The organism is Phormidium yuhuli AB48 (assembly GCF_023983615.1).
In the GTDB taxonomy this organism is placed as follows: Bacteria; Cyanobacteriota; Cyanobacteriia; order Cyanobacteriales; family Geitlerinemataceae; genus Sodalinema; species Sodalinema yuhuli.
The window spans coordinates 1,529,215-1,542,712 of record NZ_CP098611.1 but is presented as its reverse complement, the minus strand read 5'-3'; the positions used below and the strand labels follow the sequence as shown (position 1 = coordinate 1,542,712).

The 13,498-nt window shown below is 52.6% G+C and carries 8 protein-coding genes; all 8 read left to right on the top strand.

The window, feature by feature from the left end; all coding sequences use genetic code 11:
- Positions 1-267: 267 nt before the first annotated feature.
- Positions 268-1,593: a tetratricopeptide repeat protein gene (locus tag NEA10_RS20985; protein WP_309494747.1), complete on the top strand. Its 1,326-nt coding sequence runs from the start codon at positions 268-270 to the stop codon at positions 1,591-1,593.
- On the top strand, positions 1,538-1,840 hold the full coding sequence (locus NEA10_RS20980) for a tetratricopeptide repeat protein (RefSeq protein WP_309494745.1): 303 nt from the start codon (positions 1,538-1,540) through the stop codon (positions 1,838-1,840). Before NEA10_RS20985 ends, NEA10_RS20980 begins: the two co-directional genes overlap by 56 nt.
- Before the next feature lie 28 nt (positions 1,841-1,868).
- On the top strand, positions 1,869-3,965 hold the full coding sequence (locus NEA10_RS21080; protein WP_374111898.1) for a CHAT domain-containing protein: 2,097 nt from the start codon (positions 1,869-1,871) through the stop codon (positions 3,963-3,965).
- 113 nt (positions 3,966-4,078) lie between these two features.
- Positions 4,079-7,624, top strand: a complete 3,546-nt coding sequence (locus NEA10_RS06600) for a CHAT domain-containing tetratricopeptide repeat protein (RefSeq protein WP_252664544.1) — start codon at positions 4,079-4,081, stop codon at positions 7,622-7,624.
- Positions 7,625-7,684: 60 nt separating this feature from the next.
- A complete protein-coding gene (locus tag NEA10_RS06595; protein WP_252664543.1) occupies positions 7,685-8,977 on the top strand; it encodes a tetratricopeptide repeat protein in 1,293 nt (430 codons plus the stop codon).
- A 391-nt stretch (positions 8,978-9,368) separates the two neighbouring features.
- Positions 9,369-10,664 (top strand): tetratricopeptide repeat protein, encoded by a 1,296-nt coding sequence (locus NEA10_RS06585; RefSeq protein WP_309494743.1) that lies wholly within the window; start codon positions 9,369-9,371, stop codon positions 10,662-10,664.
- Positions 10,665-10,961: 297 nt separating this feature from the next.
- A complete protein-coding gene (locus NEA10_RS06580) occupies positions 10,962-12,323 on the top strand; it encodes a hypothetical protein (protein ID WP_252664542.1) in 1,362 nt (453 codons plus the stop codon).
- 52 nt (positions 12,324-12,375) lie between these two features.
- Positions 12,376-13,497: a DUF1822 family protein gene (locus NEA10_RS06575; RefSeq protein WP_252664541.1), complete on the top strand. Its 1,122-nt coding sequence runs from the start codon at positions 12,376-12,378 to the stop codon at positions 13,495-13,497.
- Position 13,498: the final 1 nt, after the last annotated feature.

The window sequence follows — 13,498 nt, the reverse complement described above, 5'->3', positions numbered from 1 at the left end:
CCTCATCCTAAAAATCCATAATAAACATATAGCCAGGGGCATGAGTAATCGCCAACCCGGATTGACTCTTCATGCCAACTGTAGCATCACTCCTCCCAGAACTCTGACATTGCCCAACCCTTCTCCAGCTATACTATCGGGAGTCAGGCAGCCAAGCCCAAGGCCCGAGCCAGCAGGAGCGGGCGAATCCCCTCAGCACAATGAATAAGTGGTTGTGCGTCAGACATATATTAGGTTAAGACCGTTCAGCAAAACGAGGAAACCCTGATGACCAGACAGTGGCAGCGGCAGCTATTCATCCTCCTAGGGCTTTGGCTAACCTGGGGAACCCCGGACGTTTGGGCAGGAGTGACCCCCAGGCACTTGTCCCGAGACTCCTTACAAGCCCAGTCCTCTCCACAATTCTGGGAATTGCCCCTAGTGATTGAGGGGAGATTAGATGAAAACAGCGAAGTGGCTGCTGATGGTCGTCTTTTCAATATTTACCCCTTTCCGGGAACCACTGGAGATATCCTAGTGATTGAATTGGTCAGCCATGATGTCAATGCTGGGTGGGCGGTTATGGATTGGGAGGGAAATCTCATTGGCCCCCACCCTGATGAGAGAAATACAGAAGAAACGGTGCGGGTCGAATTACCGAGGACTGGTCTTTATGTGGTTGGGGTCTATGGCCATCAACCGGGAGACACAGGAGACTATCATCTGACAGTCCGGCCTGCCACGGCTGCTGAGGGTGAGGAAACGAGGTTATTGGAGGAAGCCTATCATTTGAACCAACGGGTTTTGCAGTTATACGAAGAAGGTCGTTACCAAGAAGCCATACCCTTGGCGCAACGGGTACTAGAAATCTCGGAAACCGCTCTGGGAGAGTCTCACCCCCATGTTGCCACCAGCCTCAATAATTTGGCTCTACTCTACGGGAACCAGGGAAACTATCATGCTGCCGAACCTCTTTACCGTCGTTCCCTGGAAATCTCGGAAACCGCTCTGGGAGAGTCTCACCCCGACGTCGCCACCAGCCTCAATAATTTGGCTGGACTCTACCGTGTCCAGGGAAACTATGATGCCGCCGAACCCCTCTACCTCCGCTCCCTGGAAATTTATGAAACCGCCCTGGGAGAGTCTCACCCCCATGTCGCCACCAACCTCAGTAATTTGGCTGAACTCTACCGTGTCCAGGGAAACTATGATGCCGCCGAACCTCTCTACCTCCGCTCCCTGGAAATTTATGAAACCGCCCTGGGAGAGTCTCACCCCCATGTCGCCACCAGCCTCAATAATTTGGCAGCACTCTACCGTGACCAGGGAAACTATGATGCCGCCGAACCTCTCCTCCTCCAGTCCCTGGAAATCCGAGAAACCGTCCTGGGAGAGTCTCACCCTGATGTCGCTAACAGCCTCAATAATTTGGCAGCACTCTACGGTGCCCAGGGAAACTATGATGCCGCCGAACCTCTTCTCCTCCAGTCCCTGGAAATCTCGGAAACCGCTCTGGGAGAGACTCACCCTCTCACCCCTCATGTCGCCACCAGCCTCAATGGGAGAGTCTCACCCCCATTTGGCAGCACTCTACGGTGCCCAGGGAAACTATGATGCCGCCGAACCTCTCTACCGCCGCTCCCTGGAAATCCGAGAAACCGCCCTGGGAGAGTCTCACCTCCGCTCTGTCGCCACCAGCCTCAATAATTTGGCAGGACTCTACGGTGCCCAGGGAAACTATGATGCCGCCGAACCTCTCTACCGCCGCTCCCTGAAATCCGAGAAACCGCCCTGGGAGAGTCTCACCCCTCTGTCGCCACCAGCCTCAATAACGACTCTACGGTGCCCAGGGAAACTATGATGCCGCCGAACCCCTCTACCTACGCTCCCTGGAAATCCGAGAAACCGCCCTGGGAGAGTCTCACCCCCATGTCGCCAACAGCCTCAATAATTTGGCAGCACTCTACCGTAACCAGGGAAACTATGATGCCGCCGAACCCCTCTACCTCCGCTCCCTGGAAATTTATGAAATCGCCCTGGGAGAGTCTCACCCCCATGTGGCCACCAGCCTCAATAATTTGGCAGGACTCTACGGTGCCCAGGGAAACTATGATGCCGCCGAACCTCTCTACCGCCGCTCCCTGGAAATCCGAGAAACCGCCCTGGGAGAGTCTCACCCCTCTGTCGCCACCAGCCTCAATAATTTGGCTACACTCTACCAAGCCCAAGGAGACACATCGCAAAGCCTCGGGTTTCTCCAACGGGGCCTGGATATTCAAGAAACGAACCTAGCCCAGAATCTCGCTATTGGCTCAGAAGCCCGTAAACAAGCCTATATCGCCACTCTATCTGGCAGAACTCACCAAACTCTCTCACTCCATCTCCAAGATGCTCCTGACCATCCCCAAGCAGCACGTCTCGCCCTGACTACAGTCCTACGCCGCAAAGGACGCATCCTTGATGCCGTGACCGAGACGCAACAACTCTTACGAGATAACCTCAGCCCTGAACTCGCTCCCCTTTTAGACGAGTACACCAACGCCCAAACTCAACTCGCCACTCGCCTCTATGCCGGTTTAGGTGACCAAGACCCTGACCTCTATCGCTCCGAGATAGAAACCCTCCGTCAACAGGTGGAACAGTTGGAAAATGACCTATCTCGTCGTAGTGCCGAGTTCCGAGTGGCAACGGAACCGGTGGAAATTGAGGCAGTTCAGGCATTGATTCCCAATGATGCAGCATTGGTGGAACTGGTCCAATATCATCCCACAAACTGGTCTGAAGGACGTCGGGAAACGTCCCGCTACGCCGCCTATATCCTCCATGCCTCCGGCGACCCCCAGTGGGTAGACTTAGGAGATGCCAACACTATCGATAATGCCGCTTTTGCCTTCCTCAACGCCACTCGCGTCCCTAACTCCGAGCAACGAGTCCAAACCACAGGACGACAACTCGATGACTTGCTGATGGCCCCCATTCGTCCTCTCCTCGGAGATGCCACTCATCTACTCCTCTCCCCAGATGGTCAACTCAACTTAATTCCCTTTGCCGCACTGGTGGATGAAGATAATCGTTATTTGGTAGAATCCTATCAGTTAACTCATTTGACCACGGGACGGGATTTGTTACGACTGCAAAACCCTCGCCCCAGTCGTCAACCACCCGTGTTGTTTGCCAATCCTAATTATGATGATGCCGATACATCTGCCGTGATGCAGCTAGCACAGGCGACTCGGGGAGAGTCTCAACGGTCTATGGAGATAAAGGATTTACAGTTTGGAGAATTACCGGGGACTCAGCGGGAGGTGGAGGCGATCGCACCTCTGCTGGACAATCCCATCGTTCTCACGGAGGCGGAGGCGACGGAAAATGCTCTCAAACAGGTTCAGGCTCCCAGTATTCTCCATTTAGCGACTCATGGTTTCTTTCTCCAGGATGTGGAGTTTGTACCGCCTCAGCCTCTGAGGGATTTCACTCGCGGCGACGTGATTGTGGTGACGGACGCACAGCCAGGGCAATTTGCCCCTCCTCCCAGTAACCGTCCTACCAGTAGTGAGAATCCTCTGTTGCGCTCAGGTCTGGCATTGGCTGGGTTTAATAGCCGAGATAGTGAGGGAGAAGATGGAGTGTTGACGGCTCTGGAAGTGGTGGGGTTGGATTTGCGGGGGACTCGTTTGGTGGTGATGAGTGCTTGTGAGACGGGAGTGGGGGATGTGGCGAATGGTGAGGGGGTTTATGGCTTGCGGCGAGCCTTTGTGATGGCCGGGGCTGAGAGTCAGTTGATGAGTTTGTGGAAGGTGGCCGATGAGGAGACGGCGGATTTGATGGGGGATTATTATCAACGGTTGTTGGCCGGGGAGGGACGGAGTGAGGCGTTGCGGGAGGTGCAGTTGGACTGGCTCAGTCGGGGGGCGCATCCCTATTATTGGGCGTCGTTCCTGTTTTCGGGGCAGTGGACGCCTATGGATGATTTTACGGAGATGTGAATAAGCTCGGAGGCTCCAGAAATATACTTAATCAGTATAAACTCGTAGGAATTATCCGGGGGTTGTGGCAGCTCACCGGAGAAACTTCCATTACTTCCAGGAGGGTTCGACCCATGCACCTATCGCGACATCTGCTGACTTTGGGGCTATTGACGACATTGGGGTTAGGCCTGCCACGAGTCTCCCTAGCTTTGGCTGAGGAACCTCAGCGATTGGCCCAGTCATCGGTCAATCAGGACTTTGAACCCATTGATGTTCGGGGGCGATTGGATGAAACGAGTCGTATTACAGATGATGGTAGATATTTCAATGTCTATCCCCTTGAAGCAAAAGAGGGGCAACGGCTAGTCATTGATTTAATCAGTGACGACTTCGATGCTCACCTATTGTTACTGATAGCAGGTGAGGAAATTGAGCTAATCGCCCAAGATAGATATGGAGGTGAGAACGCTAATGCCCGGATGGTTGTGGTAATCCCCAAAACGGATTCTTACACTGTCGCAGCAACTTCAGCACAAGGGCAAGAAGTGGGAGACTATAGGCTAACGGTACAAACGGCAACGTCGTCTGACCTTGAACGAGCCGAGTTATTGGAACAAGCGCATCGTTTGAACCAACAAGTGTTGCAACTGTTGGACGAAAGCCGTTACCAAGAGGCTATGCCTTTGGCACGACAGGCACTAGCAATCCGAGAAACCACCCTGGGAGAGTCTCATTTTTATGTAGCTACCAGCCTCAATAACTTGGCGTCACTCTACCATAACCAGGGAAATTATAGTGCTGCCGAACCTCTCTACCGTCGGGCCCTGGAAATCCGGAAAAACCTCCTAGGAAAATCTCATCCTGATGTTGCCCAAAGCCTTAATAACTTGGCGTCACTCTACCGTGACCAGGGAAACTATAGTGCTGCCGAACCTCTCTACCGTCGGGCCCTGGAAATTCGCGAGACTTCTCTAGGAGCGCTTCATCCCGATGTCGCCCTCGGTCTCAATAACTTGGGGTCACTCCACCATAACCAGGGAAACTACGGTGCTGCCGAACCTCTCTACCGTCGGGCCCTGGAAATCTGGAAAACCGCCCTGGGAGAGTCTCACCCCCATGTCGCCCATAGCCTCAATAATTTGGCTGCACTCTACCGTGACCAGGGAGACTACAGTGCTGCCGAACCTCTCTACCGTCGGGCCCTGGAAATCTGGAAAACCGCCCTGGGAGAGTCTCACCCCCATGTCGCCACCAGCCTCAATAATTTGGCTGCACTCTACCAAGCCCAGGGAAACTATCACGCTGCCGAACCTCTCTACCGTCGGGCCCTGGAAATCTGGAAAACCGCCCTGGGAGAGTCTCACTCCCATGTCGCCACCAGCCTCAATAATTTGGCTGCACTCTACCGTGCCCAGGGAAACTATGATGCCGCCAAACCTCTCTACCGTCGGGCCCTGGAAATCTGGGAAACTGCCCTGGGGGAGACTTACCCCCATGTCGCTACCAGCCTCAATAATTTGGCTCTACTCTACCAAGCCAAGGGAAACTATGATGCCGCCGAACCTCTCTACCGTCGGGCCCTGGAAATCCTAGAAACCGCCCTGGGAGAGTCTCATCCCCATGTCGCCCATAACCTCAATAATTTGGCTGCACTCTACCGTGCCCAGGGAAATTATGATGCCGCCGAACCCCTCTACCTCCGGGCCCTGGAAATTTATGAAACCGCCCTGGAAGAGACTCACCCCCATGTCGCCCAAAGCCTTAATAATTTGGCTGCACTCTACCGTGCCCAGGGAAACTATGATGCCGCCGAACCTCTCTACCTCCGGGCCCTGGAAATCTGGGAAACTGCTCTGGGAGAGTCTCACCCCCATGTCGCTACCAACCTCAATAATTTGGCTACACTCTACCAAGCCCAAGGAGGTACATCTCAAAGCCTCAGTCTTCTCCAACGGGGCCTGGATATTCAAGAAACGAACCTAGCCCAGAATCTCGCTATTGGCTCAGAAGCCCGTAAACAAGCCTATATCGCCACTCTATCTGGCACAACTCACCAAACTCTCTCACTCCATCTCCAAGATGCTCCTGACCATCCCCAAGCAGCACGTCTCGCCCTGACTACAGTCCTACGCCGCAAAGGACGCATCCTTGATGCCGTGACCGAGACGCAACAACTCTTGCGAGATAACCTCAGCCCCGAACTCGCTCCCCTTCTGGACGAGTACACCAACGCCCAAACTCAACTGGCAACTCGCCTCTATGCCGGCCTCGGTAACCAAGACCCTGACCTCTATCGCGCCGAGATAGACACCCTCCGTCAACAGGTGGAACAGTTGGAAGATGACCTATCTCGTCGTAGTGCCGAGTTCCGAGTGGCAACAGAACCGGTGGAAATTGAGGCAGTTCAGGCATTGATTCCCAATGATGCAGCATTGGTGGAACTGGTTCAATATCATCCCATAAACTGGTCTGAAAGACGTCGGGAACCGCCCCGCTACGCCGCCTATATCCTCCACGCCTCCGGTGACCCCCAGTGGGTGGACTTAGGAGATGCCGAAACCATCGACAATGCCGCCGTTGCCTTCCTCAACGCCACTCGCGTCCCCAACTCCGAGCAACGAGTTCAAACTACTGGACGACAACTCGATGAGTTGCTGATGGCTCCCATTCGTCCTCTACTCGGAGATGCAACTCATCTACTCCTGTCCCCAGATGGTCAACTGAACTTAATTCCCTTTGCCGCACTGGTGGATGAGGAGAATCGTTATCTGGTGGAATCCTATCAGTTGACCCATCTGACCACGGGACGGGACTTGTTGCGACTGCAATATCCCCGTCCCAGTCGTCAACCCCCGGTGTTATTTGCCAATCCTAATTATGATGATGCTGATACCTCTGCCGTGATGCAGGTGACACAGGCGACTCGGGGAGAGTCTCAACGGTCAATGGAGATAGAGGATTTACAGTTTGGAGAACTACCGGGGACTCAGCGGGAGGTGGAGGCGATTGCCCCCCTTCTAGACAATCCCATCGTTCTTACCGGGGCGCAGGCAACAGAAAATGCACTCAAACAGGTTCAGGCTCCCAGTATTCTCCATTTAGCTACCCATGGTTTCTTTCTCCAGGATGTGGAGTTTGTCCCCCCTCAGCCTATGACGGATTTCACTCGGGGGGAGATTGAGTTAGTTACAGCTAGACCACTGGAGGGTTGGTTCCTTCCTCCCAGTAACCGTCCTACCAGTAGTGAGAATCCTCTGCTGCGCTCGGGGTTGGCATTGGCTGGGTTTAATAGCCGCGATAGTGAGGGAGAAGATGGAGTGTTGACGGCTCTGGAAGTGGTGGGGTTGGATTTGCGGGGGACTCGTTTGGTGGTGATGAGTGCTTGTGAGACGGGAGTGGGGGATGTGGCTAATGGTGAGGGGGTTTATGGCTTGCGGCGAGCGTTTGTGATGGCGGGGGCCGAGAGTCAGTTGATGAGTTTGTGGAAGGTGGCGGATGAGGAGACGGCAGATTTGATGGGGGATTATTATCAACGGTTGTTGGTGGGGGAGGGACGGAGTGAGGCGTTGCGGGAGGTGCAGTTGGACTGGCTCGGTCGAGGGAGGCATCCCTATTATTGGGCGTCGTTCCTGTTTTCGGGGCAGTGGACGCCGATGGATGATTTTACGGAGATGTGAATAAGCTCGGAGGTTCCAGAAATACATCTAATCAGTAGAAACTCGTAGGGAGTATCGGTGATGGTTCTGGATATTGTGACTTGGGATGGCTTCGATGTTGCTTTTGCCACCTCTGGGGATGATGTGATTATTATGGCTGATTTGCCGCCGGAGCAACTCGATCGCCTCCAAAGTTCCCCTCTGACGGATATCGTCTTTCTCGTGGATGGGGATAACTATCTGGAAAACAATGATGTGGGACGATGGCTCTGGGGGGGACCGGGGAATGACACGATTGTTGGCGGTGCTGGGGATGATTCGATTATTGGCGGCTCGGGGAATGATTCTCTGATTGGGGGACCGGGTAACGATATCCTCTGGGGAGATGAGGGGTTTGATACGCTCACCGGTGGGGATGGCTCGGATTGGTTTGTTTTGGCTGATTCTCCGGCGAACCGGGATGTGATTACGGATTTCACCGGGGGTCAGGATAAAATTTTCGTCCCCAATGATATCTCGTTGGAGAATCTTCAAATCCAAAATCCGCTGACCGGTCCGAGTTTAATCCTCCAAGATGGTATGCCCCTGGCGGTTATGTTAAACCGTCGTATTCTGTTGTCTGAGGGAGACCTTTTGAACGATGAGGTTTTGGCATCTACCCAAAACTTCATTACTTTTACGAATCAGATGCTACTCGAAGATCCTGAAAATGCTTTGCTGTATAACGCTCGCGGTGAGGCCTTCTCTTATTTAGGACGACATTCGGAGGCGATCGCTGATTTTACAATGGCCCTCTCTCTCGACCCCGAGAATACGTCGCTTTATTATGGAAATCGAGGTCGTTCGTTCTCTGTCTTAGGCGATCGCGAACAAGCTCTGGCTGACTATAATCAGGCGATTGAGGCTAATCCGGAGAATGCTCAGGCGTTCGCGGGTCGAGCTGGGGTTCACTGGGGTTTAGGTGAAGCTCAATTGGCTCTACGTGATTACACTGAGGCGATTCGCTTACAACCGGCTGTTGGTTGGATTTATTACAATCGCGGTATTGCCTATACTCAACTCGAACGGTATGACGAGGCGATCGCTGACTTTACGACTGCCATTGACCTCAATCCCGATAATGTAATGACCTATCTATTTCGTGGACTTAGCTATCAAGAGACTGGCAATATCAGGGCAGCAGTGCAAGATTTTGAACGGGTGATTGAGTTGGATGAGAATTATGCGGATGCTCACTATTTTTTGGGAGTGAATTATCGAAAGTTCTTGAATTTAAGGGCGTCACGAGCTAGTTTTGAGGAGGCGGCTCGTTTGTATGAGATTCAGGGGAATGAGCAGGGATTGTTGAATGTTGCTCAGGAGATAACTCTGTAAGGATTGTCCCTACGGGGTTTTGGGCAACCACAAGGGATTGCCCCTACGGGGTTTTGGGCAACCACAAGGGATTGCCCCTACGGGGTTTTGGGCAACCACAAGGGATTGCCCCTACGGGGTTTTGGGCAACCACAAGGGATTGCCCCTACGGGGTTTTGGGCAACCACAAGGGATTGCCCCTACGGGGTTTTGGGCAACCACAAGGGATTGCCCCTACGGGGTTTTGGGCAACCACAAGGGATTGCCCCTACGGGGTTTTGGGCAACCACAAGGGATTGCCCCTACGGATTTTATAGAGTTAAAATTAGCCAAAAAATGTAGATAAAAATGAATAAGCTCTGAGGCTCCAGACATATATTAAATCAGAACACACTCACAGGGAGTATCAATCATGGTTCTCGATATTATTAGTGGAGATGGTTTTGATTTTGGTTTGGCAACTTCGGGCAATGATACGATTTTTATGGATGATTTATCGGGGGAAAAACTCAATCGATTACAAAGTTCACCGCTGACGGATGCGATCGCCCTTCTGGATGGTGATGACTACCTGGTCAATAATGATGTGGGACGCATATTGTTCGGCAATGAAGGCGATGACACCATTATTGGTGGTGCTGGGGATGATACGATTTTCGGTGGTCAGGGGAATGATTTTCTCGTCGGCGGGGAGGGGAATGATATCCTCTCGGGCGATCGCGGCTTTGATACCCTCACCGGTGGCGGAGGGTCTAATCAATTTATTGTCGCTCCCTCTGCCGATGACCGGGATGTGATTACCGATTTCACTGTGGGACGAGACAAGATGATTCTGCGCGAAGGAGTCACACTGGGGGATATCCAAATCCAAAATACCGCCGTTGGGACTCTGATTTTGCAAGATGGGGCCGCCTTGTCGATTCTGCAAACTCCTGGAATCCAAGTTAGTGCGAATGATTTTCTCACGAATGAGGATTTTCAGAGCATCCAAGATACCATTCGCCAGACGACAGATGTATTACGGCAAGATTCTCGTAATGCTGGGGCCTATAATGAGCGGGGTCAAGCGTTCTCTCGTTTAGGACGACAGGAAGACGCGATCGAGGATTTCACCCGTGCCTTATCCCTCGACCCGGCCCAAGCGTCCATTTACTACACCAATCGTGGTTTTGCCTTCCTGGCCCTCCGAGACCAAGACAGTGCCATTGAAGACTATACTCAAGCCATTCGCGCCAATCCCAATAATGCTCAGGCGTTCTTCGGTCGTGCCTTAACCCACAGTCTCTTTGAGGACTATGAGTCAGGGATTGAAGACTATACCCAAGTCATTCGTCTCAATCCCAATGACCGGGTGAGTTATTACAATCGGGGTTTGAATCACAGTCGCCTGGGACAATATGATGAGGCGATCGCCGATCTCACCCAAGCCATTGCGCTTGATCCGACTGATGTCCCTCAATACTCCATCCGCGCCTCAGCTTACGAGGCGATTGGCGAGTTAGAGGCAGCTATTAAGGATTATGAGCGTATCATCGAGTTAGATCCCAACTTTGCTGATGCTCATTATCGTCTCGGTTTAGCCTATCGAGAATTGTCCGACGAGACGGCCGCACAAGCCAGTTTCGAGGAAGCCGCTCGGTTGTACGAACTCCAGGGAAATCAGGAAGGACTGGACAATGTTGCTCAAGAACTCAATTCGAACAACTAGAATCTCGTCTAAGACTCCAAGGCTAAACTGGCTTCCCACCTCTCAATGAGGCAACACCCCAAGCTGTGAGGGTCTCTGATGACAGCTTGGGGTTTTTCAGGAATGGCTGGCCTGACAGAGAGCACAACTCCATGAATAAGAGAACCCCTCTCAGAAATATCTATTAATAATGGCACAGCGCCAGGAGAGTCATCCCTAAATACCTGACCCCAGACTGCTGTTATCGCTTAACTCCTTCTGGGACCCGGTTTGGGTTGTCGCCGTCAACCCTGTGCCACTGTCGCTTCTTGCAATGTCATGGATAATGCTTTTTACTACTGGCAACTGATGCGTCTGAGGTCATCTGGACAGTCTCAGATTCAGGTCAACCTAGAGGTCCAAGCCTGGCTGCAAGAACGCTTCCCACAGGCTCTACTAGACCCAGATTACCCAGATAGCCAACTTCAACGGCAGCTATGTAGCTGCTGGCGAAGCCAAGAGCAAGATGCGGACTTAGCACAGTTGAGTCTTCGTTGCTTCATTAGCCATCAGATTCACCGGGCCTGTCTTAGTCTAGCAGAACGCTATGGTGAACGTTACGGACTCTCATCACAGGAGTTAGCGGCTGTGGTTCTCGATGATGACGGGAGGCGTTCCCCAGTCTATCGTCCCTTGAGTTTAGAGATTCTTGAGGCCTATGACCCCGACCAGTCTGGCTTAAGTACCTGGACTCGGCAACTGACCTACAACCATCCTGAGCTGAATCGCCTATTGTTAGATAGGGGCATCTATCGTGCCAGCGACTGGGCCATCCTCAATGATACCAATGTTGACCAACTTGAACGAATTCTCCAGGACTATCATCTTTGTAGCCAGCATGAAATCCATCAGGCGCTGGAGTTGTTACAACAGTATCAAGGGGTCTATCGGCGCGATCGCCTCTCGAAACGACGCCTGGGTTACCGGGGTCGCTGCGAGGCTCCCACCGAGGAGCAATTAAAACAGATGTTCCCCACGGTTTCTGGTCCAGTGGTTCTTAAACGACTGAAACACCTTGCAGATCAACTGCGAGAATATCGTGTTCATGTTCGCAGTGGGAATCCCCGCTTCTACCAACCGCAAGATGGACAGGAATTAGAAACCTTAGTGGGGCAACAACCCGGTAATTTGGGGACGATTGAGGATGAGTCGGAGCGCTTTCTAGCGGCCTATCGACAAGCCCTTAAGGAGACTCTTGCGGGGGCGATCGCCCAAGTCCTGAACGCAAATCTGGAGAAACTCCACCGTCGCCGACAGGGGCGCGAAAAAGCTTACCTGGAGGGACTGCATCTATCCCAATGTCAGGGTCTCTCCATGAGGGAGATTGCGCCCAAAATTGGACTCAATTCTCAAGTGCAAGTGACGCGACTCCTCAATCTCAAACGCCTGCGATTAGAGGTGCGCCATCTTCTGATTCGCCAACTCTATCAACGGCTTAGCCAAGAAGCCCTCAAATATATCTCAATCGAGCGGCTTCACGCCATTGACCAAACCCTAGAAACCCTACTCACAGAACTCGTGGATGACATGATGGCAGAATCAGCCGCTCAAACTCAATCCGCTCAACCTTGCCAACAGATTAGTCGTTTTAATGCTGTCTTGTGCCGTGCCATCTGTCCATTGCGCCAGAATCTTGAGTAACGGGTCTATTGCAATCAAACCTTGCGTTCTTTCTTCTTATCCTAATGTCATCATGACTTACTCTAGCCAATGTCAACTTCTCGACCTTGACCCGGATCAAGGAACAACCGTTCACCTGACCACTGGGGCTGTGAATTGGGCGGTTGAAGTCTGTCAAGACGAAATCGATACGAATCACCAATGGTTTTGTTTTCTACGAGCCATGGCAATTAGGGGGTTACAACAATGGCTCGATCAGGGTGCGGAAGCGTTACCCCTCGATTACAGTCGCGAAACGGCCCCGCAATCTGGTGTGAACTGTCAGGTCAAGGGATTTCGCCTCTGTCTGGTGGTTCAAGGAAGCCTCAGCGATGGCGTAATTTCCATTCCCCGCTATACCCTCAAAGACCCTCTCAACTTCGCCCATTTATATATCCTGGCGGAAGTGCAGGAGGAAGCGGACCAAGTGAAAATCTTAGCGGGATTGCGTCGCGATCGCCTGGTGAGCTTTAAGGAGTCGGGAAATCTAGCCCTAAGCCGTAAAGGTCATTATCATGTGCCCCTGGAGGACTGGGACCTCTCTCCTGAAGACCTCCTGCTCTATCTACATTGTCTTAATCCCGAGACTCTGGAAACTCTCAATCCTGAGACTCGGGCCTCCTCGCCTTATTTGTGTCCCCAGCCGAGGTTGAATGTGCGTGATTGGCTGCGAGACCAACTTGATACGGTGGCGGAGCGGTTTCACTGGACGTTGCTCCCTCCTCTTGCGACGGCTCATCAGTTGATGTCGGTGCAAACCCCCGCCGAAGAACTGGAAACCTTGCTGCGAGACTTGGAACAGCAGGGGGTAGTTATTCCCCAAACCGCCAGAGGTGCCTATCAGGAGTTAAATCATCAGGGACTCCCCGGCCGTTTATATGCTCTCACCTGGAAGGTCTTGGATTCCCACTATTCTCCGGAATGGTCGTTGTTTCTCTTTCTCGGACCCCGTCCTGGGGCCCCCCTGGAGCCGGGAACTCAACTGATTGTTCAGGATGAGACCTCGGTCTTGGTTCGCCAAAGTTTAAATGAAGACTCCGGCCAGGCCTACCTCTATACTCAAGTTATTGGTCAGATGGATGAGCAATTTACCGTCAGTATCATTGCCGCCGACGGAACGCCCCTGACTCTGCCCCCCTTTACCTTTCACACCTGAG